19 protein-coding genes are annotated in these 24,790 nt (G+C 70.9%); 11 read left to right on the top strand and 8 right to left on the bottom strand.

The features are described from left to right. Positions 1-42 precede the first annotated feature (42 nt). Both OHS82_RS08965 and OHS82_RS08960 read right to left on the bottom strand, forming a co-directional pair. Positions 43-1,653 carry a serine/threonine-protein kinase gene (locus tag OHS82_RS08965; protein ID WP_328433658.1) on the bottom strand — a complete coding sequence of 537 codons (1,611 nt, stop codon included), beginning with the start codon at positions 1,651-1,653 and terminating at the stop codon, positions 43-45. Positions 1,654-1,805: 152 nt separating this feature from the next. After that, positions 1,806-2,276 (bottom strand): ATP-binding protein, encoded by a 471-nt coding sequence (locus OHS82_RS08960; protein ID WP_328433657.1) that lies wholly within the window; start codon positions 2,274-2,276, stop codon positions 1,806-1,808. Positions 2,277-2,408: 132 nt separating this feature from the next. On the opposite strand from OHS82_RS08960, the gene OHS82_RS08955 reads away from it, so the two are divergent. Beyond that, the gene (locus OHS82_RS08955) at positions 2,409-3,254 is read left to right on the top strand and encodes a helix-turn-helix domain-containing protein (RefSeq protein ID WP_328433656.1); all 846 of its coding nucleotides are present in this window, start codon (positions 2,409-2,411) and stop codon (positions 3,252-3,254) included. Beyond that, positions 3,251-3,457, top strand: a complete 207-nt coding sequence (locus OHS82_RS08950) for a DUF397 domain-containing protein (protein ID WP_328433655.1) — start codon at positions 3,251-3,253, stop codon at positions 3,455-3,457. Before OHS82_RS08955 ends, OHS82_RS08950 begins: the two co-directional genes overlap by 4 nt. A 55-nt stretch (positions 3,458-3,512) precedes the next feature. On the opposite strand, the gene OHS82_RS08945 is transcribed toward OHS82_RS08950, so the two are convergent. From OHS82_RS08945 to OHS82_RS08930, 4 genes are all read right to left on the bottom strand, one after another. Further along, the gene (locus OHS82_RS08945; protein WP_328433654.1) at positions 3,513-6,695 is read right to left on the bottom strand and encodes a type I restriction endonuclease subunit R; all 3,183 of its coding nucleotides are present in this window, start codon (positions 6,693-6,695) and stop codon (positions 3,513-3,515) included. Beyond that, on the bottom strand, positions 6,692-7,954 hold the full coding sequence (locus tag OHS82_RS08940; protein ID WP_328433653.1) for a restriction endonuclease subunit S: 1,263 nt from the start codon (positions 7,952-7,954) through the stop codon (positions 6,692-6,694). Before OHS82_RS08940 ends, OHS82_RS08945 begins: the two co-directional genes overlap by 4 nt. Next, positions 7,951-9,942 carry a type I restriction-modification system subunit M gene (locus tag OHS82_RS08935; protein ID WP_328433652.1) on the bottom strand — a complete coding sequence of 664 codons (1,992 nt, stop codon included), beginning with the start codon at positions 9,940-9,942 and terminating at the stop codon, positions 7,951-7,953. Before OHS82_RS08935 ends, OHS82_RS08940 begins: the two co-directional genes overlap by 4 nt. Before the next feature lie 114 nt (positions 9,943-10,056). Beyond that, positions 10,057-12,273 carry an N-6 DNA methylase gene (locus OHS82_RS08930; RefSeq protein WP_328433651.1) on the bottom strand — a complete coding sequence of 739 codons (2,217 nt, stop codon included), beginning with the start codon at positions 12,271-12,273 and terminating at the stop codon, positions 10,057-10,059. Positions 12,274-12,490: 217 nt separating this feature from the next. Here OHS82_RS08930 and OHS82_RS08925 point away from each other — a divergent pair, with 217 nt between their 5' ends. From OHS82_RS08925 to OHS82_RS08905, 5 genes are all read left to right on the top strand, one after another. Next, positions 12,491-13,126 carry a hypothetical protein gene (locus OHS82_RS08925; RefSeq protein ID WP_328433650.1) on the top strand — a complete coding sequence of 212 codons (636 nt, stop codon included), beginning with the start codon at positions 12,491-12,493 and terminating at the stop codon, positions 13,124-13,126. 169 nt (positions 13,127-13,295) lie between these two features. Further along, entirely contained in the window at positions 13,296-14,003 is a 708-nt protein-coding gene (locus tag OHS82_RS08920; protein ID WP_328433649.1) for a hypothetical protein, read from the top strand. A gap of 11 nt (positions 14,004-14,014) precedes the next feature. Then, positions 14,015-15,070 (top strand): hypothetical protein, encoded by a 1,056-nt coding sequence (locus tag OHS82_RS08915; RefSeq protein WP_328433648.1) that lies wholly within the window; start codon positions 14,015-14,017, stop codon positions 15,068-15,070. After that, the gene (locus OHS82_RS08910; RefSeq protein ID WP_328433647.1) at positions 15,070-15,882 is read left to right on the top strand and encodes a hypothetical protein; all 813 of its coding nucleotides are present in this window, start codon (positions 15,070-15,072) and stop codon (positions 15,880-15,882) included. The genes OHS82_RS08915 and OHS82_RS08910 overlap by 1 nt, the downstream gene beginning before the upstream one ends. Further along, a complete protein-coding gene (locus OHS82_RS08905) occupies positions 15,879-17,945 on the top strand; it encodes an Hsp70 family protein (protein ID WP_328433646.1) in 2,067 nt (688 codons plus the stop codon). Before OHS82_RS08910 ends, OHS82_RS08905 begins: the two co-directional genes overlap by 4 nt. 67 nt (positions 17,946-18,012) lie before the next feature. Here OHS82_RS08905 and OHS82_RS08900 read toward each other — a convergent pair whose 3' ends face one another. Further along, on the bottom strand, positions 18,013-18,405 hold the full coding sequence (locus OHS82_RS08900; protein WP_328433645.1) for an SCO5389 family protein: 393 nt from the start codon (positions 18,403-18,405) through the stop codon (positions 18,013-18,015). Positions 18,406-18,450: 45 nt separating this feature from the next. Continuing rightward, entirely contained in the window at positions 18,451-19,404 is a 954-nt protein-coding gene (locus tag OHS82_RS08895) for an ATP-binding protein (RefSeq protein ID WP_328433644.1), read from the bottom strand. Positions 19,405-19,534: 130 nt separating this feature from the next. Here OHS82_RS08895 and OHS82_RS08890 point away from each other — a divergent pair, with 130 nt between their 5' ends. Genes OHS82_RS08890 through OHS82_RS08875 form a run of 4 tightly spaced genes read left to right on the top strand, consistent with a single transcriptional unit; the run spans position 19,535 to position 24,749 of the window. Beyond that, positions 19,535-20,131, top strand: a complete 597-nt coding sequence (locus tag OHS82_RS08890; RefSeq protein WP_057582095.1) for a GNAT family N-acetyltransferase — start codon at positions 19,535-19,537, stop codon at positions 20,129-20,131. 4 nt (positions 20,132-20,135) lie between these two features. Beyond that, positions 20,136-21,719, top strand: coding sequence for an ABC transporter substrate-binding protein (locus OHS82_RS08885; protein WP_328433643.1), 1,584 nt, complete (start codon positions 20,136-20,138; stop codon positions 21,717-21,719). Between the two features lie 4 nt (positions 21,720-21,723). Then, positions 21,724-23,523, top strand: a complete 1,800-nt coding sequence (locus tag OHS82_RS08880) for an ABC transporter permease subunit (protein WP_328433642.1) — start codon at positions 21,724-21,726, stop codon at positions 23,521-23,523. Beyond that, a complete protein-coding gene (locus tag OHS82_RS08875) occupies positions 23,520-24,749 on the top strand; it encodes an MDR family MFS transporter (protein ID WP_328433641.1) in 1,230 nt (409 codons plus the stop codon). Before OHS82_RS08880 ends, OHS82_RS08875 begins: the two co-directional genes overlap by 4 nt. The last annotated feature ends 41 nt before the right edge of the window (positions 24,750-24,790 follow it).

The following is a 24,790-nucleotide window of genomic DNA, read 5'->3' as shown; positions in this document are numbered from 1 at the left end:
CCGGGCGGGCTGCGGCGGGGGGAGAAGCGGCAGGTCAGGTGGTCAGGTGGGCGAGCCGGACGGGCCACCGTCGAGATCGAGACGGATCACCGCGAGCGTCTCGGCCACCTCGGCGGTGAGTTCGTCGTCGGGGCCCCACACCACGCACAGGTCGGCGTGCAGTGGGTCCAGGACGCCGAGCGCGTCCGTCGTCCGGCCCTGCGCGAGCAGCAGCATGCCGATGTCGCGGCGCAGTTCGACGGCTTCCTCGCTCACGTCGCCGTCCACCGACCGTACGACGTCGAGGACGCCGTTCAGTCCGGCGAGCGCCTCTGTCACCTGGCCGAGTTCGCCACGGCAGCGGGCCGCCTGGGCCCGGCTGTCCCGGGCGTCCTCGCTGCTCGGTCCGCTGACCCGCCCGTAGGCGTCGGCCAGTGCCTCGAACTCGGGCAGGGCGGCCCGGTGGTCGCCGGCCAGCTGGCGGCTGAACGCACGGCGCCGGCGCAGTCCGAGGACCGCCTTGCTCTCCGCGCCGAGGGCCCGCGCGGCCGGTGCGATCATCTCGCCGACGACCTCGGCGGCCTGCGCGTACCGTTCCTCCTCCATGAGGGCGACGTAGTGCGCGTGGACGTCGAGGATCTGAGCCCGCAGTGCCTCCCGTTCGGCGGCCGGTACGGGCGCGGGAGGCGCGTCGGCTCCGGAGGCGGACGCGGCGCGCAGCGCGTGCGTGGCTCCGGCACGTGAGCGGGGTGCGTAGGGGCGGCGGAAGATGCCGGTCGGGTCGGGCGCGCCGAGGGGCCCCGACCCGTCGGGAACGCCGTCCTCACCGGCCGGCGGCAGGAAGGGCCGCAGCCGCTCGTACACCTCCTGCACGTCCACGGGACGCGCCTCGGGTGCCTTGCGGAGCAGATGCAGGACGAGCTCCTCCAGTTCCTCCGGAACGTCGGACCGCAGCTGCCGCAGAGGCGTGGGAGCCGCACTGACGTGCTGCATCATCAGGTGGAACTCGCCGTCGCCGCTGAACAGCATCCGTCCGCAGAGGAGTTCGTGCAGCACGCAGCCCAGGGCGTACAGGTCGGTGCGCGGCGTGACCCGTCCGCCGCGCACCTGTTCCGGTGCCATGTACTGGTGCGTCCCGATGGGACTGCCGGTCGCCGTCAGCCGGGTGACGTCCGTCTGGAGGATGGCCGCGATGCCGAAGTCGAGCACCTTCACGGTGCCGTCGCGTGCGACGAGAATGTTGCCCGGCTTCAGGTCCCGGTGCACCACGGGCACGTCGTGCGCGTACGACAGCACGGTCGCCACCTGCGCCGCCACGGCCACCGCCCAGCTGACGGGCAGCGGGCGCTCCGGGTTCACGTACGCGGTCAGCGGCACGCCGTCGACCAGCTCCATCACCAGGAACAGCTGCTCGTACGACTCGTCCAGCACCGCGTCGTACACCTGCGGCACACCGAGGTGCTGGATACGGGCGGTGATCCGCGCCTCGCGCTTGAACCGCTTCGCGAACTCCTCCGCCAGGTGTGGTGACGTCACGGCCTGTGGACGGATCAGCTTCACGGCGACCGGCCGGTCGAGGACGGCGTCATAGCCCCGCCACACGTCCCCCATGCCGCCGTGGCCGAACTGCTCGAGCAGTTCGTAGCGTTCCGCGATCCGACGTCCGTCCGGCACCTGGCCCCCGCCCCGCCGCCCCCGTCGAGCGAGCGTCCGAAGTGATCTCCGCTGTGGTCGGAGACCAGTTTCGCCGCCCCGGGCCGTGCACGTCCAGCCGGATCGCGGGGGGCGGCCGGCACCATCGGCCGACGTCATCGGCTCGGGTCGGCTCAGGCGTCGGGCCAGGTCAGGTCTGCTCGGTTCAGGCCTCGGACGGTGCACTCCGCCCAGACGGTCTTGCCCGGACCGCCCGTGGTGCGCGCGGTGCACCCCCAGCGGTCGGCCAGCGTCTCGACGAGCAGCAGCCCGCGACCGCCCTCGTCCGGTGCGGCGGCGCTGCGGACGCGGGGCAGGCGTTCGCCCCGGGTGTCGCTGACCTCGAGCCGTACGGTGCCGGTGGCCGGGTCCGCGGTGAGCAGGACGTGGAAGTCCCGTCCGGCGACGTGGCCGTGCCGTACGGCGTTCGCGCACAGCTCCGCCGCGACCAGGACGACGGCGTCGTGCGCGGCGCTGCCGTAGAGGATGCCCCAGGCGTCGAGGCGGTGCCCGCACAGCCGCCGGGCCAGGCGGGCCCCACGCGAGGTGGAGCTGAAGCGCATCGCGAACCGGTGGGCCGTGAGGGGTGGTTGTGTTGCGGTCATGCACACACGGTTGCGCTCTGTGGCATAGCGTGACCAGTGGTGACGCGCTGACGTCGGCTCTTCGTACGCGGCGGGCGCGGGCGCTGTACAGGACGGTACGCGGGCGTGGGGAGAGGCGGCAGGACGGTGACCATGCGGGACGAGGACGAGGAACAGCGGCAGCAGCGGCCGGAGGACGACCCGGGGACGGGCGTCGTCACCGCGTTCGGACGGCAGCTGAAGCTGCTGCGGGTGAGGGCGGGGCTGGAACGCGCCGAGTTCGGCAGCCGGGTCGGCTACGCGGCGGACACGGTGGCGTCCATCGAGCAGGGACGGCGGATTCCCCAGGCCCGCTTCATCGACAAGGCCGACGAGGCGCTCGGGGCCGGGGGCTTGCTGACGGCCCTGAAGGAGGAGGTGGGGCGGGCTCAGTATCCGGCGTTCTTCCGGGACATGGCGCGGCTGGAGGCGGAAGCGGTCGAGCTGTGCGCGTACGACACGCTCGTGGTCAACGGGCTGCTCCAGACCGAGGAGTACATGCGAGGTCTCCTCTCCATGCGCCGTCCATTGCTCGACGAGGAAACGATCGAACTGCGCGTCGCCGCACGTCTGGCGCGACAGGAGATCTTCAACCGCTGGCCTGCCCCGCTACTGAGCTTCGTGATGGAGGAGCCGCTGTTGCAACGGCCGTTGGGCGGGAAGGCCGTGCTGCGTGGACAGCTTGAGCATCTGCTCCTGACCGGCGAGAAGCGCAACGTGGAGCTTCAGGTGATGCCGCTGGACCGCGAGGACAACGCCGGTGTGGACGGACCGTTCACGGTGATCAACCGCAAGGCCGGCGAACAGTTCGTGTACGCCGAGGTGCAGGGACGCAGCAGCCTTCTGACCAAGCGTGATGAGACGAGTCTCGCGGCGGCCCGTTATGGGATTATCCGAAGCCAGGCACTCAGTCCGCGCGAGAGCCTGGACCACATCGCGAAGTTGCTGGGAGAGCTATGAACGCCGCAGGAAGCGAATCGGTGGCCACCGAACCGGCCTGGTTCAAGAGCAGTTACAGCGGCGCTGAAGGCGGCCAGTGCCTTGAGATCGCCGCGACCTCTGAAACCGTCCTCGTCCGTGACTCCAAGCGACCGGCAGAAGCCAGGTTGTCCTTCGGGGCCGAGGCGTGGGCGGGCTTTGTGCAGATGGCCGCAGCGCGCTGAACTGAGCGAGAACTGACGGGACCCGGTGCGGGCAGCGCACCGGGTCCCGTACTGTTCACAGCTCGTCCAGGCCCTCCTCCCGGCGGATCATCCGCCAGGCCGCGCGGCGGGCGCTGCGGTCGAGGTTGGACTTGAAGTCCCGGTCCGCGCCGAAGTAGCGCTTGCCGAGGGTGTCGATCGTGGAGACATGATCCATCATATTCTCCTCGAACTTCTTGTCGTAGACGATGCCGAAGTTCTCCTCGTCGTTGACGAGGGCGGCGGCCCGGACCTTCGGGTCCTGGTTGGTGAGGTTGAACACCGGCAGCAGGTCCTGCTCGGTGAAGTCCGTGCCGAACTTGGCGTTGAACTTGTCGATCAGCTCGGACAGCAGTGACTTGTCCGCGTCCTTACCGCCTCCCACGCCGTCGCCGAAGCCCTTCAGCTCGGCGGGCCCCTCGGGAGTGAGGGACACGTCGTGCTCGCCGGTCTTCTCGACGCGCAGGTGACTGAGGTCCACTTCGCCTATGTCCACTCCGCCGTCCGCGAGGCGGGGGAGGCGGTTGAGCAGGTAGCGACCGTAGAGGTACAGGCGCTCCAGCTCCGGGTCCTGGTACGGCACGATCTGCGCGAGGAAGCCGTACTTGCGGACGTAGTCGTTGAGGTTGGCCCGGAACTCCTCGGCGGTCTCGACGTCGTCGTCCTCCTCGCTCTCCAGGAGGTGGGTGAAGCGGACGACGGCGGGGGACAGGAGCCGGTACAGCTCTGCGTGCAGCTTCTCCCACTTGGACTGGGAGCCGGCCGCCTTCTCCTGCGCCTCGAAGTACGCGGCGACGAACCCGTCCATGTCCTGCTCGGAGATGACCGGCGCGGACATGACCCGACTCTGGGCCGTGTAGAGGAGGTTGGGGTCGGAGGGCAGGGTGTGCGCTTCCTCGAAGTACGGGCGGAAGGCGTCCTGTATGTCCTCGGCGTCGTTGACGAAGTCCAGGACGGCGAGGTCGCCCTGGGACTTGCGTTCGGCGGTGCGGTTGAGGCGGGACAGGGTCTGCACGGCGGCGATGCCGGTGAGCGTCTTGTTGACGTACATCGTCGTCAGCAGCGGCTGGTCGAAGCCGGTCTGGTACTTCTCCGCGACGACCAGGATGCGGTACTCCTGCTGGCCCTTGCCGCCCGCCTTCGCCGCTTTGTCGTCGGCGCGGGTGTAGACGAAGGCCTTCGGCAGCGCGCCTTCCGAGATGCCGCCGTTCTCCTTGACCTCGGTGGTCTCCTCGCCGTCGACGGTCAGGGAACCGGAGATCGCGACGAGGACGCCGAGATCCGGGTACTTGGTGTCGTAGTCGCGGTCGGCGATGTAGCTGCGGATGGCGCGGGCCATCTGCACGGCGGAGAGCCGGGACGCCGTCACGACCATCGCCTTCGCCCGTCCGCCGAGTCGGCCGCGGGTGTGCGCGACGAAGTGCTCGACGATCACCTGCGCGTGCTGCGACACCGTGTGCTCGTGCATGAGCGCGAACCGGGCGAGCAGGCTGTTCGCCTTGGAGGGGTCGACCTCCTTCTCGTCGTGGTTGAGGTTCGCGAGCTTCCAATAGGTGTTGTACGTGACGTAGTTGCGCAGCGGGTCGAGGATGAAGCCTTCCTCGATGGCCTGGCGCATCGAGTAGGTGTGGAAGGGCCGGTAGACGGTCTTGCCGTTCTCCACGCCCTCCGTGCCGAAGAGTTCAAGCGTCTTCTGCTTCGGCGTCGCCGTGAAGGCGAAGTAGGAGAGGTTGCCGGCGTGCGAGCGCTCGACCGCCTTCGCCTTCAGCTTCTCGTCCACGGTGACGGTGGTCGCGCCCTCGTCGTCCGAGTCGGCGTCCAGACCGAGGTCCCGCAGGGCCGACTTCACGGCCGTGGCGGCGTCGCCGGACTGGGAGGAGTGGGCCTCGTCCACGATGATCGCGAAGCGGGTGCCCTTGATCTCGGTCGGGTTGCGCTTGATGTAGTCGAGCAGCGCCGGGAACGAGTGCAGGGTGACCGTGACGATCTTCCCGGTGTCCCGGGACAGCGCGCGGGCCAACTGCTCGCTCTTCGCGCCGTGCTTCTCGTCGACCTTCACGACCAGGCCGTCCGTCTGAGAGAAGCTGCCGACCGTCGCCGAGAGCTGGGCGTCCAGGGCGCGCCGGTCCGTGATGACGATGACCTTGTCGAAGACGGGCTCACCGGGCTTGATGCGGCCGTCGGCGAGGGCGTCGGGTCGCAGGACGCGCGGGTCGGGGCGGGCGTGGAGGTCGCTGAGGCGGTGGGCCAGCCAGCCGATGGTGTTCGACTTGCCGGACCCGGCGGACGCCATGATCAGGTAGTTCTGGCCCGCGCCGTGCACGGACGCGTGCGCGGTGAGCTTCCGGACCACGTCCCACTGGTGGAACCGGGGGAAGATCGTCGACTTGGTGGTGCCGCCGCCGGGGGTTTTCGTCTTCTGCTGGTGCACGAAGCGCTGGAGCAGGTCGAGCCAGTTGTCCCGCTGCCAGACCTGTTCCCAGAGGTAGGAAGTGGCGTAGGAGCCGTGGGCCGTGGGCTCCGTGTTTCCGGCTCCACCGGGCTGACCAGGGCCGTTCGAGCCGGTGTTGAACGGCAGGAACTGGGTGCTCTTGCCGCGCAGTTGCGTGGTGACGAAGACCAGGTCGGGGTCGACGGCGAAGTTGGCGATCACGCGCCGCGTGAAGATCAACTCCGTCGGGTCGCGGTCGGTCCGGTACTGCTCCTTGGCCTGTTCGACGCCCTGGCCGGTGAGCGGGTTCTTCAACTCGGCCGTGGCGACCGGGATGCCGTTGAGGAACAGGGTGAGATCCAGCCGGTGACCCCAGTCGGCCTGCTTGGTGGCGTAGGGGAGTTCGCGGACGACAGTGAGGCGGTTGGCCCGGTAGCCGTCAAGAACGGAGTCTGCGGAGACGAGGTTGGGCCTGAAGTAGGCGACCCGGAGACGGACCCCACGATCCTTGACGCCGTTGCGGAGGACATGGAGCAGCCCGTCATCGGCGATGGCCCGGTCGAGCCGCTGAGCGAACCCGCGCTGCGCTTCGTTGGGGTCCCGGCCGTAGAGGGTGAGGAGCTGGTCCCACTCGTCGGGCTGCGACTTCCCGACGAAGGTGAACAGCTCGTTGGTGTCCAGCCCGAGGTCGGCCCGGTAATCCTCGGGATTCGCCTCCCGCCAGCCCCGCTCGCAGAGGGCGGCGACTATGGCGGACCCGAAGGAGGACTCGTCGTGCACGGGGCTCATACGGAGACTCCTTCGGTCACGTTGCGCCCGCTGGCGGTGGACACGTCGAACTGGCCGGTTACGGCGGCGGTGATGAGGGCTTGGCGGCGTTCCATGAGCAAGCTGATCTGATGATGGGCCAGTCTGTTACAGCGAGACGCGTGGTGCAGCGCCTCACCGGCAATCGTGGCGACGCGACGCTGGTGGTCCGGCGACGGCAAGGGTGCCTTCACCTGAGATAGGTGGGTGGGACCGAAGTGCTGCATGGTGGCACCCGTTTTCAGCAGGTCGATCTGCTGGGAGAACGAGGAGGACCGCAGAAATGCCTCTACATAGTTCATTTCTACGTTTGCCTGCGCCGGTCGCAGAATGATCAGACCGGTATAGGGGACGGAGCCGACGACAGCTGGGGATTGGACCACGGACACCCCGCCCATCGTCGCGCTCCCGCTGATCAATCGGTCACCCATGCGAAGACGGAAGTGCGACCACTGCCGAGCGACCTTTGCAGGGTCTAGGAAATTACAGCCGTTGAGGGTTACCTCGCCATGCTTCAATCCCGAGATGCGGATGAGCGGGACCCCATCGGGATGAAAGTCTGCGGCCATGATGCCGGGACCTTCGCGGAAGCGGACGATATAGCGTAGCGGTACGAGGTCCGCACGTTGCCCAACTGCGTCGTCTAGTACCCGCTGAGATCGTTCTGCGGCCAATTTGTCGAGCTGTCGATAAAGGCGGATCAGCTCGTTGATGCGGGCGATCTCGGTGTCGAGGAAGTCGGCGATGCGGTGTTGCTCTTCCAGCGGAGCTGCGGGCAGAAGTAGGTTCCCAACCTGATCGAAGTTGAGACCCTCACGGTTTCCGCCAGCCTGAAGCTCGCGGATCTGTTCCTGCCCTGGACGAGAGGCCAAGGCGTAAGCCAGATACCTAGAGTTGACTTCTTCGGTGGGGCGGATGATACAGACGTGCTGGTTTACGTTCGCCTCTCCGAAACTCAGTGGAGTCCGCGCAACTCGTCCGAGGGATGCGCCTGTGATGTTCAGCAGCACGTCGTCAGGCTGGACTCGTGTCGCCCGCATATCGCGATGTGTAGCCTGGTCGAGGAATGCGACGTCGTCCAGCCGCAGGCCATCAAAGTGGATGTTCTGACTCCGCAGGAAAATGATCCCCTCTTTTGCGTAAGTTTCCGAACCGCCGGTCGGCGTCTTGCCGCTGCCGATCTTTGATGCCACCGACTTGACGCGGCGAGTGCCCCAGAGCGACGTGAACGTGACGCTCATTCTGTCACATCCCTCAACAGTCCCTGAATTTCCGCCTCCAGCGCCTTCAACTCCGCGTCGATCTCCGCCAGCGGCCGGGGCGGCTCGTACACGTAGAAGTGTCGCGTGAACGGAATCTCGTACCCGATCTTTGTCTTGCTGTGGTCGATCCACGCGTCCGGGACGTGCGGGTGGACCTCTCGCTTCAGGTACTCCTCGACGTCCTCGCCCAGCGGTACGTTCTCGTAGTCGCGGAGTTCTGCGTCCGGCTCGGGCTGGCCCTTGATGCGCTGGACCTCGCCCTGCGGGTTCCGTACGCCGATCGCGTCGCGCAGGGCCTTGTTGAAGGGGGCGCCGGAGGGCCAGGTCGAGCCGGCCGCGACCACCGCGTCCTTGAGGGCGACCCAGGCCTCCTGCTTGGTGGCCCAGCTCCGGACCTGCATCGACTCGAAGGCGTCGAACATGACCGTTGCCTGCGGGAGCTTCTGGATGACCTTGGACGCCTCCAGGGCCGCCAGCGTTTCCTCCGTCACCTCGAAGCGCAGCTTCAGCGGGCGCTCGACCGTGATCCGCTGGTAGCCGAAGTCCTCGTTGGCGAAGACCTTCACCTTGCCGTGCAGCGGGTGTTCCGGATCGCCGGCCACGGCCAACGCGTCGCCGTACAGCTTGACCACCGTCGCGATGTGGTCCTTGCTCAGCTCCTTGCGCTTGTCGCCCAGCGACTTTCGCATCTTCTGCCACTGGTCGCGAGCGTCCAGGAGCACGACCTTGCCCTTGTGGTCCGGGTTTTTCCTGTTCGTCAGGATCCAGAAGTACGTGGAGATGCCGGTGTTGTAGAAGAGCTGGTCCGGCAGGGCGACGATGGCCTCCAGCCAGTCGTTCTCCAGGATCCAGCGGCGGATCTCCGACTCGCCCGAGCCCGCCGCGCCCGTGAAGAGGGGCGAGCCGTTGAAGACGATGGCAAGGCGCGAACCGCCGCCGCCGTTGACGTCCACCGGCTTCATCTTCGAGATCATGTGCTGGATGAACAGCAGCGAGCCGTCGTTGATGCGCGGCAGCCCCGCGCCGAAGCGGCCCGCCTCGCCGAGCGACTTGTGCTCGGCCTCGACGTCGTCCTTGACCTTCTTCCACTCCACGCCGAACGGCGGGTTGGCGAGCATGTAGTCGAAGGACTTGCGGGCGTGACCGTCGTCGTTGAACGAGTTGCCGAAGGCGATGTTCTCCGGGTCCTGGCCTTTGATCATGAGGTCGGACCGGCAGATCGCCCAGGACTCGGGGTTGAGCTCCTGCCCGTACACCTCCACCGTGGCACCCGGATTGAGCTCGGTGATGAGGTCGTCCATCGCGGAGAGCATGCCGCCGGTGCCGCAGGCCGGGTCGAGGACCGTGCGGACCGTGCCGGGCAGCTGGAGCGCGTCACCGTCCGGGGCGACGAGCAGCCGCACCATGAGCTGGATGACCTCGCGCGGGGTGAAGTGCTCGCCGGCCGTCTCGTTGGACTGCTCGGCGAAGCGCCGGATCAGCTCCTCGAAGATGTAGCCCATGTTGTGGTTGGGCACGACCTCGGGACGCAGGTCCAGGTCGGTGAACTTACCGATGACCTGGTAGAGGAGGCCCGCGCTGTCCAGGCGCTTGATCTGCTGCGCGAACTCGAAGCGGTCCAGCACGCCCTGCGCGTTGTCCGAGAAGGCCCCCACGTACACCTGGAGGTTCTTCGCCGCGCTCCCCGGGTCGCCGGCGATCTTCTTCAGCGTCAGGTCGGACTTGTTGTAGAAGGAGTGGCCGGAGGCGCGGCGCAGGAAGCGGTCCGGGTCGATCCCGGTGTCCTTGTACTGCGCGGCCTCCTCAGCGACCTTCTCGCGCGTCGGCGCGAGCACGCACTCGAGGCGTCGCAGCACGGTGAACGGCAGGATGACCTTGCCGTAGTCGGACTGCTTGTAGTCCCCCCGCAGGAGGTCGGCGACGGACCACGCGTGGTTCGCCAACTCCGTGTGCTTACTGCTGTTCACCTGAATCCCCGAATCCCTCTCCGAAATGTTCTGCATGTCCCGCCCCCACCTCGTCGCGGCATGAGCCGCGCGGGTGCCGACCAGTGTGGTCCATGTGCACGAAAGTCCGTATGTCTAATGCGGTGAATCGTCACCTTGCGGGTGAGCCGGTGTGTCCCGGTCCGGGAGGAGTTGCCCCCCGGTGAGGCCGCCCGCCAGCAGCCGTGCCGTCGCCTCGGCCAGCCGTGTCGCCCGCCGGGCCTCGGCCCGCAGTTCGTGCACGTGTCGGAACGCCTCCCCGTACCGGCGCTGCTCCTCCAGCGGCAGCAGCGGGACGCGCAGTCGGCCCGGGTTGACCGTCAGGACCGTGCTGCCTGTCGACGCGCCCGCGATGTTCTCGTCCGCGCCCATGAACCCGGCGAGGAACCAGGCGTCCAGGCGGGCCGGGTCGGGACGGAACAGGTGGACGTGCGGGCCGAGCAGTGCGCCCGCGTCCTCCTGGCCCGCGACCCGCGCCATCGGGCCGTCCCCGCCGGAGACCGCCCGTACGAGGACGTCCCCGACGGCGACCCGCGGTACCACGGCACCGCGCAGCTCCTCAGGGTCGCCGGAGGGGCCCGACCCGCGCGCGATGTCCGCGCCGGTCAGCACCGGGCGGCTCCCGGGCTCCCCGTCCGCGCCTGCCGCCCTTTGGGTCTCCGCCGCTCCTTCCCCGCGGGCCCGCGCACCCTCCGGGACCGTCCGCAGCAGGGTGAGCGCGCCTCCTCGGGAGAGGTCGGACGCCGTCGCCGTACGCCACTCGCGGGCCGAGTCGCCCGCGGCGCTCCAGCCCTCGTGACCGGCGGCCCGCGCCAACGACTTCGCCGCCTTGACGAGGTTCCGGCGGGTCGCGTCGGCCTGCGCCGACAGCTCCGCCGGATCGACGTCGGCGCGGGACGCCCGTACGAGACGTGCCGGGGTCAGGTCCACCACGTCGTCCAGCAGGTCCACCACGCCGACGGCGTGCGCGACGCCTGGCTCGCCCTCGAACGCGTCCGGGCGTTCCCGGAAGGTGTGCCACGCCCGTGCGATCCGCGCGGTGATCCCGGCCCAGTCCAGGGAGGCGGACCGGCTGCCACCGCCTCCCGCCGCTGCCCTCGTCCCCGTCCCCGCTGAGGCCCCTGCTGACGTCGGCGCTTCCGCCGTGTCCACGAACAGCACCGACTTGCGCTCCGGGCCGCCCGGTTCAGGTCGTTGCAGTACCCACACCTGGAGGCCGACGTGCAACGGCACCGACGCGCCGACCGGCAGGGCGATCACCGCGCGCAGTGCCCCGCCGCGTACAAGCTCCGCCCGTACGCGGCGGCCCGACGCGCGGCCTGCCACGGCCGGCGGCAGGATCAGGGCCGCGTGGCCGCCGGGGGTGAGGTGGGCCAGTGCGTGCTGCACCCACGCCAGCTCCGACTCCGCGCGGGGAGGGACGCCGTAGGCCCAGCGCGGGTCGTACGCGAGCTCGTCGTGACCCCAGTCCCGGACGCCGAACGGCGGGTTGCACAGCACCGCGTCGGCGACCAGTGCGGGGAAGGCGTCCGCGCGCAGACTGTCACCGGCGCGCACGGTGACCGTGGCCTGCGGTGCCGTCAGCGTCAGGCTCACCGCGCTGCGCCGGGCCTGCACGGGGAGCGTGTCCTGCCCGTACAGCTCGCGTGCGCCCCGGCGGGCGGCGGACGCCAGGAGGGTGCCGCTGCCGCACGCCGGGTCGAGGACGCGGACCGGTGCTCCGGGGATCAGGCCTGCCAGCAGGTCGGCGAGCGGCTCCGGGGTGCGGTACGCGCCGGACGCGGCGCTGTCCTCCAACTCCCGCTCGGCGAGCACGCCGAGCGCGGCCTCGCCGCCCTCCTCGCGTACACACACGTACAGCGCGCGCAGCACCGCCGCGTCGTCCACGGTGAAGCGCACGCCGTCCACGCCGTCTGCGCCGGGCACGGCGTGCGCCGCCGCGTCGTCCGCGTCCCGCTGTGCGCGGCTGACGAGATCCGCGTCGGGCGACTGTGCGGCCGCCGTCAGGTCCCCCGGAGCGCGGCCGGCCGCCGCGAGGACGAGAAGCAGCAGGTCGGACGTGATGCCGCCGCTCCGGGCGTGCAGGCGCAGGGTCGTCCGCAGCTCCTCCGACGGACTCGCGGCCGAGGCCTGGCCGCGCGACGCGAGCCAGGCGCGCACCGCCTCCAGGTCGTACAGCGGGCTGCTGTCCGTGCCGCCGGACGGCGCAGGGAAGTCGCCGTGCCGACGACGCCAGTTGCTGACCGTGGCGCGCGTGACGCCCGCGATGCGGGAGATCTCGGCGGCGGTCACCTGGGCGGATGGCTGGGACATGAAGGGGTCCTGGCTCTCTCGACGTCTCGGCAGTGGACGTCAACAAACTACAGCACTCGTCAAATCTGTCAACGTGATTGACGATGCTTTCAGTGCTGTGCTTATATGTGAATGCTTCCGATGGTAAGCGGTGGTCCAGTGGATCCCTGCCGCTCGGGGGCCGTCCGTCGTGGACGGGACGGACCAGGTGGACATCAGTGAACGAACGGAGAACGCCATGACGAACCCGACGCCCGCGCCCGACCCCCAGCCCGCCCAGGACCCGAAGCAGCTGCACGAGCCGCAGCAGCCCGCCCACGGCCGGCAGGGCGGCTGGGTCTCGCCGCCGCCGCTGCCGCAGGTCCCGGCCGGGCCCGGGGTGCCGTCCCGCCGCAGACAGCGGATCAAGCTCGGCGCGACGGCTGCCGTGGCCCTGTTCGTCGGCGTCGGCATAGGGGCCGGCGGCAGCAGCGGGTCGGCGTCCGGCGACACCACGGACGCGAAGGCCGTGCCCGGCCCCACGGTGACGGTCACCGAGGCGGCGCGGAGCGAGGCGGACCCCGCCCCCGAGGTTACGGAGACCGTCACGGCGACGGTCACCGCCCAGCCGAAGAAGGCCGAACCGGCCGGCCCCGCGACCACGTTCTCCGGCGAGGGCGAGTACCTGGTCGGCGAGGACATCAAACCCGGGACCTACAAGACCGCCGGTCCCGAGGGCGAGTTCGGCTGCTACTGGGAGCGGGCCAAGGACGCCAGCGGCGAGTTCGGCTCGATCATCGCCAACAACAACCTGGAAGGACCAGGCCGGGTGACCCTCCACAAGGGGGAGTACTTCAAGACCAACCGCTGCGAGGAGTGGAAGAGGGTCGGATGACGCCCTCCATCGCCGCGTCCCGGCAGGTCCCTGCCGGGCATGTGGCCTGGTGGGGTGGAACTGCGACTACGAGAGCGGCCCTGTCCTGCCTTAACATCAGGTCGATCACCGTGTCCGGGCCGATCGGGGAGGAAATCGGGCGTTCACGGGGAGGGGGAGGACGACGTCCATGACCCCCGAGCCGGCTGCCGCAGCCGACCTGGAGCAGCTGAGGCGTGCCGAACTGGAAAGGCGTGAGCGACTGCGCCGGGACCGGGAGGGCGGTGCGCGCGCTCCGCTGCGGGCCAGGCGTCGCCCGACGGGGAACGACTCTCTCACCGGGCAGCCGGACGAGTCCGGGTCCGGAGCTCCCACGCCGTTGCCGACGCCACTGCCCGCCCGCGTGTCACACGCCCTGCGACGGGCCTTGGACGAGCCGGGAGGAGACTGCGCGGTCACCGACCGCATCGAGGAACTGGCCGTCCGTGCGACCGACCCGCTGGGGGCGGCGGCCGCCGAAGCCGCCGACCTGCTGACACGGAAGGACCCCCTGGCCGCGTTGGGGCATCTCGTGGACCTGACCGTCAGCGGTCTTCCGCTCCTGGAGCAGGACGAGCTCTCCCGTGCCGAAGCGCTCCGCTCGGGGAGGGTGCCCGCGCCGGAGGTGCGGCCGGACTCGGTCGACTCGTGGCAACTGCATCTGGAGTCCGTCGAGGCACATGGGCGCGCGGTCCTGTCGACGGCCACCTGGCAACGACTCGTCGCAACGCTGCCGCTGTCCGTCGTCGACGACCTGATCGACGAAGGCGCCCTCACCTCGGCCGCGATCGGTGACGCCTGGCCGGAGCCCAGCGACCGCAGTCGGTATGTGACGGCACGTCTGGACCCCACAGGCTGACCGATGCCGAGGTGACCGCCCTGGACTGGGGAGACGAGGCGCGCCGCCGGATCCTCGAGGCGGGCGGCACGGTCGACCAGGTCGACGGGCGCCACGACGGCTGGAGTCTGCGCTCGGCGCTGCTGGGCGGAGACGTTTGCGCACTGGACGCCGTCCAGGTGCACGGAAACCAGGACCTGCCCCCGGAACTCGTCCACTTCGCGGTGGCCCTGCTGGGCATACGTCAAGGTGCCCCGGTCGACGCCCGTATGGGCCGGGACTGGTCCCTGTTCGGGGTGCTGGAGGACTGCACCCCCGAAAACCGTCTCGTCTCGGGCCGCACTCCGTTCCACTTCTGGGCCGGAACGCGACGCCTGTACCGCCTGCTGGACGACATGCACTGGGCCATGGCCTGCGAACCGGAGCGCACCGAGAACGCGGTACGCGCGGCCCTGCAACAGGCCGCGGCACTGCGCAACCCGGAGACGCAGGGTGCCGCCGGCGCGGCGGACCGGGAGGCACGGGTCGTACAGGCCTACCTCATCTTCCTGCATGCCCGTCCTGGCGATCGTGACCGGCTCGACCAGGGCGTGGGGCTGCTGGAAGACGTGCTGAAGCGGGGAGGCCGGGAGCGGGGCGGCGTCGGCGGGGCGCAGCGACGTCGTATGAGGGACCTGAGTGAACTCCTACAGTCCCTGCGGCTCAAGTCCAAGCCGCACGACGTCCTCAACCCCTACCTGGCGCTGTGCGTCGAGCACGACTCCACCGAATGGGGACAGGGATGGCGCGACCTGCGTCGACAGGTCGCCACGGAGCAACTCGAGTACATCAACGGGGCGAAGGACCGTATCCGGCGGATCGAGACCGCACGACGTCTGGGGGAGGAGCCTGAGCCCCTCTACGAGCTGCCCCTGGACGAGCGGTTCCTCTGGGTGCCGGACGACCGGAGTGACCTGCTGCAACCACGGCCGCAACCCCTGGCGCGCCGCACGAAGCCCAGCACCGAGCAGGAGAAGTCGTGGACCGCTACCGAGGCGGCCCGGGAAATCATCGGCCGCTGCGCCGGGAGACTGAGGAACGATCACTGATGCCCGCCAAGAGAGAACCCCGCAAGCCCACGGCGGAGCCCCGACGCATCAAGGCGTTCGAAGGGGTGCGCAGCAAGCCGGTGAAGAAGGCGGCACGGCGTGTCCCACCGCGTGACCCTGCGAGCCCCGAGTCCCGCGGTGACGGGGCGCGGGCATCAGGCAGCAGCCTGGCCCGCCCGGTACCGGCCGAAGACGTCCGGCGCGGCGACCGCGATGTCCCAAGCGCACGCGTCACCGGGGAAGGCGGGCCGCTGCTCGATCCTCGCGCGGACCCCGAGGTGATGTTCCGCATTCTCAGCGACAAGATCGCGGCGAAGGTGGACCGGGCGGCCATGAAGGCCGGAGCGAGCGCTGCCCAGGAAGTGAGCCGAAGGCTCACCGCGGAACTGGACGCGGCCATCGCCGGAGCACAGTCGGCCGCGGGCAAGATGGGCTCCCTCGTACAACAGGCGGTGCAGGCGGCCGTGGACGAGGCCTTGCGTACCGCCGTGCTCAACGCGACCCGTGTGCACGAGGAACACCTGGCGCAGCTGGCACTGATCGACCGCACCGCCCAGATGTCGCAGGACATCGCCGCTGTGCGCCTGCGTGTCGAAGAGGAGATGCGGCGTTCCGGGATCACGAGAATCACCGAGGCCGACCCCGAGTCCTTCAATCTGGTGAACCCTGCCGAGCATGCGGGCAGTTCCGCCTACGAGGTCCTCGCGCCCGCGTACGCGGACAGCCGCACGGGCCGCATCGTCCAGCGGGGTGAGATGAGGCGCCTGCCGTCGCACGCCGCCCCCATCGCGGAGGGAGGCGACGACCGATGACCTTCGGCATCGACTTCGGTACGAGCAACTCGGTCGTGGCCCGCTGGACGGGGAACGGCACCGAGGTGATCCGGGTGGACAGCGCCGCTCTGCCCGCGGAGTGGAACAGGCCGGGCTTCGACGAACTCTTTCCGTCCGTCGTGTCGCTGCGCGACATCCAGCGGACGCTGTGCTTCGGATGGTCCGCCAAGTGCGAGACCGCGGAGCCCCAGGACGCAGTCAAACGCATGCTCGCGTCACGCCCGAAGGGCATGGACGAGGAGAAGACTCCTCGCGCCGGCGCGCTCCCCGAGGAACACGAGGTCTGGCTGGGCGACGAGCCGTTCCGCAGCACGGTCGTCGCGGCGGCGCTCTTCGATCAGATGAAGGCCGGCGCGCGCCGCAATCTCCGCGAGATGGACGAGGCGGTGGTGACGGTCCCGGCCAACGCCACCGGAGCCGCCCGCTATCGCACCAGAGCTGCGGCCCGCCTGGCGAAGATCAAGGTCAAGGCTCTGATCAACGAACCGACGGCAGCCGCGATCAGCTACGCCCACGACTTCCCCGGAGAAGGCCGGTTCCTTGTCTTCGACTGGGGCGGCGGCACCATCGACGTCACCGTCCTAGAGCACTACGACGGCATCTTCGACGAGATGGCGTCACGCGGAATCACCGCGCTCGGCGGCCTCGAGTTCGACGAGGCACTCGTGAAGCTGGTCCTCACCAGGCTCGGCAGCCACCCGGAGAGGCTGACCCGGCTGGAGGCACGCCGCTGGAGGCGGCACGTCGAGCTGACGAAGATCGTGTTGTCGCAACCCGGCACGGACCAGGTGCTGTTCGAGCCGCTCGGCGGACTGCCTCCCGTCGTCATCCACCGAGGTGAGTTCGAGGAGGCGGTGCAACCGCTCGTGCGGCGTGCGCTCGTGCCACTGGCCGAGTGTCTTCAGGACGTGGGGCTCACCGCACAGGACCTCGACGCCGTCCTGATGATCGGTGGGACCTCGCAGATTCCGCTGGTGCGTCGTGAGGTCGAGCGGGTCCTGGGCAAGGCGGTGGTCGACGCCCGTCTGTGCAAGCCGATGACGGCGGTCGCCCGGGGCGCGGCGATCACCGCGGCGGAGATCGACGGCCTTGTCCCCGAGACCACCATCTCGGTTGCCACCAGCCATGACCTGGGGCTGTCCTTCGACGCCGGGGGACGACAGCGAGGCTTCGCCACGGTGATCCCCCGCTATTCGACGCTTCCGGCACGCGGTACGCGCAGCGCCATGCCCGCGGTCCGCGGGGCTTCCAAGGTCGTCCTGGAGATCGTCGAGGGTGACGGCAAGCGTGCCGCGGACGACGAGCGGACGTTCCCCCTCGCGCGGCTCGAACTTCCGGTGCCCCAGCCTCACGCCGAGCCGTCGGACAACATGTTCGACGTCGACTACCACTACGACCGCAGCGGCATCCTCAAACTGTATGCGAGGACCCGCCACAGCGGTGCGGTGATCCTCGACGAGGAACTGGACTGCTTCGGGCCGGACGGCACCCCCATCGCCCAGGGGCTCGACCGCGAACTCGAACGACTGCTCACCCGGATCGTCGAACCGGCCGTCGACCGTGCCGCCCAGGCTCCCGTCCCCACCGCGAGTGTCGAAACCGCTCTGGAAGAGATGCTCGTACCGGACGAGACGGAACACGACCTGACCCCGAGTGTGGTGGTCGACGGGCGTGGCATCATGACCGCCGGCCGCACGGCGGCGTCGCCTCGTCCGCCCAGCGTTCGTCTGCTCGGCTCCGCACTCACGGCCATCAGACGCCGCTATCCCGAGCACCGGGTGGTGACCGTGCTGGGCACGGACATCGTCGATGCGGTCGAGTACGACGACAAGGACGTCGTCGAGAGAGCGATCGAGGAGGGCCGCATCGTGACGGTCCCGTCCACTTCGCCGCAGTCGGTGTTGAACGTGGCGCAGCAACTGGACGCGGTCGTCGTCTCCATGGGTGACCTGACGCGCTTTCGGACACCTCATCCCTGGGTGACGCAGAAAGGGCGGTTCGTGAAGCTGACCCACGTGGATCGCAACTGGGTGTTCCTCTAGAGCCTTTGGCCTGCGGACCCGGCGTCCCGGGGAGCGGGAACCTGCCGGCGCCGGGTCCGCAGCGGGTTCAGCAGTCGCGCAGTTCTGCCGACTGGTTGAGGATCTGGGCGCGCTGGGAGGTGAAGCGGGTGTGGGTGGGGCCGCCGCGGGCTCCGGGGCGGAAGGCCGCGACGCGGTGGCAGTTCTGGAAGGCCAGGGTGATGTCGAAGTGGCGTTCCAGGCTGCCGCGGATGGCGTCGCTGGCGAGGGCGCGCAGTAGCTGGCCCCGCTCCTGCTCGGAGGCCGGCGGGGTCTGGTTGTCGGCGAACTCGGTGATCCCGGCGTGGAGTTGGGTGGCCAGGACGGAGACGAGGTCGTAGGCGTAGGGGAGGGAGGTACGGATCGTGTTCACGAAGTCCTCCTCGCGGACGGGGCCGGCTTCGGCTTCGGCGAGGAGCTCGGGGGAGACGTCGAGAGACATGGGTGTCCTTGTTCTGTGGCAGGGGGAGAGGGAGGGGGAAGGGGGTCAGGGGAGGAGTGCGGGGGGCGGGGTGAAGTCCGGGTCCACCTGGGCGGCCAGGTCCTGGCCGGTCGCCTCGTTCGCCCAGGTGCGGGCGTTGCGGAGGTGGAAGTGGACGGCATGGCGGTGGAGGGCCGGCCAGTCCTTCGGGCGGGCGTCGACCGCGCTGCGCAGGACGTCCAGGGCGTGACGGTTGGGCTCCTCCAACTCACCCTGAGGGTGGCCGCGTTCGGCCGATCGGACCCAGGGGGAGAGGGCGACGTGGGTGAGGAGGTCGTCGCCCACTTCCTCCTTGAGGAAGAGCAGGTCGTCCTCGCCGGTCACCTTGTTGCCGACCACGGCGAGGGGGATGCCGTACTCGCGGGCGTGGTCGCGGTACTGGCGGTAGACGGAGACGCCTCTGCGGGTGGGTTCGGCCACCAGGAACGTCATGTCGAAGCGGGCGAACAGGCCGGAGGCGAAGGCGTCGGCGCCCGCCGTCATGTCCATCACCAGGTACTCGCCGGGGCCGTCGACCAGGTGGCTCAGATAGAGCTCCACCGCGCCCAGCTTGGAGTGGTAGCAGGCCACCCCCAGGTCGCTCTCGTCGAACGCGCCCGTCACCATCAGCGGCACGCCGCCCACCCGTCGTACGTGGCGGGTGTGCAGCTCGTCGTCGCCCAACAGGCGAAGGAGCCGTGAACCGCGGCCCGGCGGGGTCGTCTTGACCATCGTCTCGCGGGAGGCGATGCGCGGGTTGTCGCCGCGCAGCAGGTCCTTGACGTCGTCCAGATGCGCGGCCAGCGGCGGGGCCGTGAACGGCGGTGCGCCGGCCGTGGGGTCCAGGGCCTCGGACAGGTGCTGGTTGATGTCGCCGTCCACGGCCAGCACCGGCGCGCCGGACCGCGCCAACCGGCGGGCGAACAGGGCCGTCAGGGTCGTCTTGCCGCTGCCGCCCTTCCCCACGAATGCGACGCGCATCACACCGCCTTGATGAAAATGAATGTCATGTGGCTAGATTTAGGGGTGCCTCATGATCTCTGTCAAGTCGACTTCCGGGCGCGGTGACGCCATGATCACCCTCGCTCCACTTACTGCATATGATGTGCAAGTGCGTGACTACTGCATACGGCCCGCTGGCCCCGACGACCTGGACGGCGCCCGAGCCGTCATGCTGGACACCGTCTACCGGGACTTCGGCAGCGGCTACGTGCCCCGCTGGCACCGCGACATCATCGATCCCGCCGCCGCCTACCTCGCCCCCGACCGCCACACCCTGCTGGTCGCGATCGACGGCGGCAACGGCGGCAGCGGCGAGGTCGTCGCCACCGCCGCCCTCGACTCCCGCGGACCCGCGCATCCGCCGAACCCCCGGCACGTCGCCGAGCGCTACCCCTGCGGCACCACCGCGCAGTTGCGCCGCGTCTACGTCCGCCCCGAACACCGCAGACGCGGTCTCGCCCGCCGACTGGTCGCCGAACTGCTCGCCTTCGCGGTCGCCGACGGCGGGTACCGCTCCGTCTATCTGCACACCGACCCCGCCGTCGAAGGCGCCGAGGCGTTCTGGCGGTCGCTCGCCGCCGTCGTGCACGACGAACGGGAGGAGGCGGACGGCGGCCAGGGCATCGTCCACTTCGACGTCCCGTTCGACGCTCTCCTCCCTGCCTGCTTCGCCCCTCGCCCCCGCTCCCGCACCACAGGCCGGTAACCCCATGCGCTTCGCCCGCTCCGCCCCGCTCGCCCCTCACACTCCTCCCGCCCCTCGCACTCCTCCCGCCCGCCTCGCGTCCCCGCCCCGTCGCCGCCCCCGGCTCCTCGCCGCCCTGTGCCTCGCCCCGCTGCTCACCGGCTGTTTCGCCGCCTCCGGCGAGGACGAAGGCGACGCCAAGGGGTCCGCCGCCGGGGGCGGCGCCCGGCTGCGCGTCGCCCTCGCCTTCCCGCCCGCCGAGAACCTCTCCCCGTACGGGGCCGACGCGACGATCCTCAGCCGGCTCGGCGTCACCGAGGGGCTGACCGCCCTCGACGCCAACGGGGCCGCCGCCCCCGCGCTCGCCGCGTCCTGGCGCCGCGAGGACGACCGCACCTGGCTGTTCACCCTGCGCGAGGCCGTCTTCCAGGACGGCTCGGACGTGACCCCCGCCGCCGTCGCCGCGTCCCTCACCCGGGCCACCCTCGCCAGGCCGGCCCCGGCCGCCCTCGCCGGCGTCACCCTCACCGCGAAGGCCGGCGGCGGTACGGGCGTGCGCGTCACGACCGCGCGGCCCGACCCGGTCCTGCCCCTGCGGCTGTCCAGCCCCTCCCTCGCCGTCCTGTCCCCGAAGGCGTACGCGAAGAAGGGGGCCGTCGACCCGGCCGGCACCGCCACCGGACCCTTCGAACTCACCGAGGTGAACGGGGCCACCGCCGCAGCCCTCGACCGCTTCGACGACTACTGGGGCGGTCTGGCCCGGGCCTCCGGCGTCGACGTGCGCTTCATCGCCGACGGGAGTGCCCGCGCCAACGCCCTGCGCACCGGCCAGGTCGACGTCGCCGAGGCGATACCCGTCGCGCAGGCCGCCGGCCTCGACGCGGACACCCGCCGTGAGACCGCCACGACCCGCACCACCAGCCTGCACCTCAACACCAGGTCGGGCGTGTTCAAGACCCCGGCGTTGCGCGCCGCCGCCCGGGCGGCCGTCGACACCTCCGCCCTCGCCGAGGGCGTCTACGAAGGGCACGCCGACGCAGGCGCCGGCATCTACGGCCCCGCCGTCACCTGGGCCGCGAGCAAGCGCGTCCAGCCCACCGGACGTGCAAGGCCCGCCGCCCCCGGCGGAGCCTTTGTCACCCTCGCCACCTATGACAACCGGCCCGAACTCCCTGAAGTGGCACAGGTGTTGAAGCAGCAGATGGAGAAGGCCGGCTTCACGGTGAAGCTTGAGGTGCGCGAGTACGCGCGGCTGGAGACCGACGCGCTCGCGGGGAAGTTCGACGCCGTCGTCGGGGCCCGCAACAGCCTGCTGGACACCGGCGACCCGGTGTCGCTCCTGGCGAGCGACTTCACCTGCGCCGGCGGCTACAACCTCGCGCTGCTCTGCGACAAGGGGGTCGACCGGGCCGTCGGCGCGGCACAGGCCGTCGCCGACACCGGCGGACGACAGGACGCCGCCATGGCCGCCGAAGCCGCGGTGCTCGGCACCGACGCCGTCGTCCCGCTCGTCCACCAGCGCGTCGTCACCGGCGTCGACGACGACGTCAGCGGGGTGCTCCTCGACCCCTACGAGCGCACCCTCGTCGGCACCGGGACCCGGCGCTGACGGCATGAGAAGCAGGGTGGGCACGCTGCTGTGGCGTGCCGTACTGGCCGCGCTGCTGGTGTGCGGGACCGGGCTGCTGCCGTGGATCTCGCACACCGACCCGGCGCTCACCGTGCTCAAGGCGCAGTCCGCCGACCGGGACGCCACCGCGCAGGCACTCGCCGACGTCCGCGCCCGACTCGGCCTGGACGACGGCCCGCTGCACCTGCTCGGGCAGTGGCTGGCGGGCCTGCCGCGCGGGGACGCCGGACGGTCCTGGATCTCCGGCGCCGAGGTCATGCCCGGCGTCCTCGTCGCCCTCGGCGCGTCCCTGCTGCTGGTGGCGGTGGCCCTGGCCGTCGCGCTGGTCACCGCCGCCGGCGTGTGCGCCCGCACCCTGCGCCTCGGCGCGCGACGCCGCCTCGACGGCCGGCCTGCCGGCGGCTCCGGCTCCGCCGTGCTCGCCGCGCTGCCGGAGTTCCTCATCGCCTCCGTCCTCGCCACGGTGGTCGGCGTGCAGCTGGGATGGCTGCCCGCCCTCGGCTGGTACGGCCCGCAGTGGACCGTGCTGCCCGCGCTCGCCCTCGGCCTGCCCGCCGGGGCAGTCCTCGGGCGCCTCCTCGACGACCAGCTGCCCGCCGCCTTCGCCGAGCCCTGGGCTGTCGCCACGGCCGCCCGAGGCCTGCCCGGCCGGAGCGTCGCCCGCAAGGCGCTGCGCCGCTGCGTGCCCGGACTGCTGCCCAACGTCGGGCTGTTCCTGGTGGGACTGACCGGCGGATCCGTCGCCGTGGAGCAGATCTTCGACATCCCGGGGCTCGGCCGCACGACCCTCCAGGCGGCGATCGCCCAGGACCTGCCCGTTCTCCAGGCGGGTGTCCTCGTGCTCGTCGCGCTCGCGGCCGTCACCACCGCCGTGGTCCGCCTCGCCGCCCGGCGGCTCATCGGGCCCGCCCTGCGCGACGGGGCCCTGCACTCCCTGCACCGGCCGGCGCCGCCCGCCCGGCGGATCCCGCCGCTCGCCCACGGCGTCGCGCTGCTCGCCGTCGTCCTGGGCGGTCTGCCCCGCGACCCGCTCGCCCTCGACACCGACGCCCGACTCCAAGCCCCCTCCGGGGCCCACCCGTTCGGCACCGACGCACTGGGGCGCGACGTCCTCGCCCGGGTCGCCCACGGCGCCCTCGACACCCTCACGCACGCCCTCGCGGTCAGCGCGATCGCGCTCGCGGCAGGCCTCCTGCTCGGGCTGCTGCCCCGGCTGTCCGGGCCTCTCGTCGACACGGTGAACGCCGTCCCGCCCGTCCTCGCGGCGCTCCTGGTCGCCGCCGTCCGGGGCGGCGGAGCCTGGACGCCCGTCCTCGCCGTGGCCGTGGTCGCCTGGGCGCCGCTCGCCGCGCACACGTCCGCGCTGCTGCGCGAGGAGCGGGCGACCCTCCACCTCGCCGCCACCCGGGCCCTCGGCGCCGGACCCTGGCGACTGCTCACCGGCGAACTCCTGCCCGCCGTCCTGCCTCCGGTCGCCCGGCACGCCCTTCTGCGCCTGCCCGGCATCGCCCTCGCCCTGGCCTCCCTCGGCTTCCTCGGCCTCGGCGCGCAGCCGCCGTCCCCCGAATGGGGCCTGCTGCTCGCCGAGAACCAGCCCTACGCCGAACGCGCTCCCTGGGCCGTCCTCGCCCCCGCCGCCGTCCTTGCCGTGCTGGGCGCCCTGGCGGTGACGGCGGCCGGGCTGCGACGAAGCCCGGGGCGACGCCGCGCGACGGACCGCGACTCCGGCGCTCGCTGCGGTGAACGCCCGCCCTCACAGCCTGAGTCGGTGAGTGCGGGATGACGGAGGTGCGACCCGAAGCCCGTCGTGGGACGGGCGTCGGCCCCCGACTGCCGTCCCTGCTGAGACTTCTGATCGCCACTCAATTCGCCTTCAACATCGGATTCTTCGCGGTCCTGCCCTTTCTCGCCGAGCATCTGGGCGACGCGGTGGGCATGGCCGGCTGGCTGGTCGGTTTCGTGCTGGGCCTGCGGACCTTCAGCCAGCAAGGGCTGTTCGTGGTCGGCGGGGCGCTCGCCGACCGCCACGGAGTACGGCCCGTCGTCCTCGCCGGGTGCGCGCTGCGCGTCGCAGGCTTCGCCTGGCTCGGTTACGCGGAGCAGACCTGGACGGTCGTCGCGGCGGTGCTCCTCACCGGGTTCGCGGCCGCATTGTTCTCGCCCGCCGTCGAGTCCGAGGCGGCGCGGCAGGCCGTCCTGCACGAGGAGGCCGGCGGCGGGCCGCGGACCCGGGTGCTGGCCCTGTTCACGGTCGCCGGGCAGGCCGGGGCGTTCCTCGGCCCGCTGCTCGGCGCACTGCTCCTCGAGGCCGACTTCCGCACGGTGTGCCTGGCCGGCGCCGGGGTCTTCGTGCTCGTCCTCGCCGCTCACGCCCGGCTGCTGCCGAGGCACCTCCCCGGACGCCCCCGCGTCCGCCTGCGCGGCGGTACGGGACCGCTGCTGCGCAACCGCCGCTTCCTCGCCCTGTGCTGCGCCCACGGCGCCTACCTCCTCGCCTACAACCAGCTCTACCTCGCCCTGCCCGCCGAGGTGGAGCGGGCGGCCGGTTCGCAGGCGCCGCTGGCCTGGCTGTTCGCGCTGTCCTCGCTGCTGGCGGTGACCGCCCAGCTGCCGGTCACCCGGTGGACGGGGGAGCGGACCGGCCCACGCCGCTCGATGGCCGCCGGACTCGCGCTGATCGCCGCCGGGTTCGCCGTCGTGGCCGCCGCCCTGCCCGCCGGCCGGACCGGCACGGCCGGGCTGCTGCCCGCGGCCGGATTCGTCGTGCTGCTCACCGTCGGTCAGATGCTCGTCGCCCCCGCCGCCCGGGCCTGGGTGCCCGACCTCGCCGAGGAGGGCCGGCTCGGTCTGTACACCGGGGCGCTGTCCTCGGTCTCCGGGCTGATCGTGCTGCTCGGCAGCGCGGGCACCGGCGCCCTCCTCGACACCGGACTGCCCCGGGCCGTCCCCTGGCTCGTGCTCGCCGTGGTCCCGGCCGCCGCCGTCGTGCTGTTGCCGCGCCGCGGGTGAAGGCGCAGGCCCGCGGGTGAACGCGTGGGCCGCGGGTGAAC

The organism is Streptomyces sp. NBC_00425, from assembly GCF_036030735.1.
Taxonomy (GTDB): Bacteria; Actinomycetota; Actinomycetes; order Streptomycetales; family Streptomycetaceae; genus Streptomyces.
Note: the sequence above shows the minus strand (reverse complement) of the source record. Positions and strands in the feature narration are given on the sequence as shown.

Excerpts from the sequence above, each read along its gene's own strand:
- OHS82_RS08960 (WP_328433657.1), bottom strand. The coding sequence starts at position 2,276 with ATGACCGCAACACAACCACCCCTCACGGCCCACCGGTTCGCGATGCGC.
- OHS82_RS08955 (WP_328433656.1), top strand. The coding sequence starts at position 2,409 with ATGCGGGACGAGGACGAGGAACAGCGGCAGCAGCGGCCGGAGGACGAC.
- OHS82_RS08950 (WP_328433655.1), top strand. The coding sequence starts at position 3,251 with ATGAACGCCGCAGGAAGCGAATCGGTGGCCACCGAACCGGCCTGGTTC.
- OHS82_RS08945 (WP_328433654.1), bottom strand. The coding sequence starts at position 6,695 with ATGAGCCCCGTGCACGACGAGTCCTCCTTCGGGTCCGCCATAGTCGCC.
- OHS82_RS08940 (WP_328433653.1), bottom strand. The coding sequence starts at position 7,954 with ATGAGCGTCACGTTCACGTCGCTCTGGGGCACTCGCCGCGTCAAGTCG.
- OHS82_RS08930 (WP_328433651.1), bottom strand. The coding sequence starts at position 12,273 with ATGTCCCAGCCATCCGCCCAGGTGACCGCCGCCGAGATCTCCCGCATC.
- OHS82_RS08925 (WP_328433650.1), top strand. The coding sequence starts at position 12,491 with ATGACGAACCCGACGCCCGCGCCCGACCCCCAGCCCGCCCAGGACCCG.
- OHS82_RS08920 (WP_328433649.1), top strand. The coding sequence starts at position 13,296 with ATGACCCCCGAGCCGGCTGCCGCAGCCGACCTGGAGCAGCTGAGGCGT.
- OHS82_RS08910 (WP_328433647.1), top strand. The coding sequence starts at position 15,070 with ATGCCCGCCAAGAGAGAACCCCGCAAGCCCACGGCGGAGCCCCGACGC.
- OHS82_RS08905 (WP_328433646.1), top strand. The coding sequence starts at position 15,879 with ATGACCTTCGGCATCGACTTCGGTACGAGCAACTCGGTCGTGGCCCGC.
- OHS82_RS08900 (WP_328433645.1), bottom strand. The coding sequence starts at position 18,405 with ATGTCTCTCGACGTCTCCCCCGAGCTCCTCGCCGAAGCCGAAGCCGGC.
- OHS82_RS08895 (WP_328433644.1), bottom strand. The coding sequence starts at position 19,404 with ATGCGCGTCGCATTCGTGGGGAAGGGCGGCAGCGGCAAGACGACCCTG.
- OHS82_RS08885 (WP_328433643.1), top strand. The coding sequence starts at position 20,136 with ATGCGCTTCGCCCGCTCCGCCCCGCTCGCCCCTCACACTCCTCCCGCC.
- OHS82_RS08880 (WP_328433642.1), top strand. The coding sequence starts at position 21,724 with ATGAGAAGCAGGGTGGGCACGCTGCTGTGGCGTGCCGTACTGGCCGCG.
- OHS82_RS08875 (WP_328433641.1), top strand. The coding sequence starts at position 23,520 with ATGACGGAGGTGCGACCCGAAGCCCGTCGTGGGACGGGCGTCGGCCCC.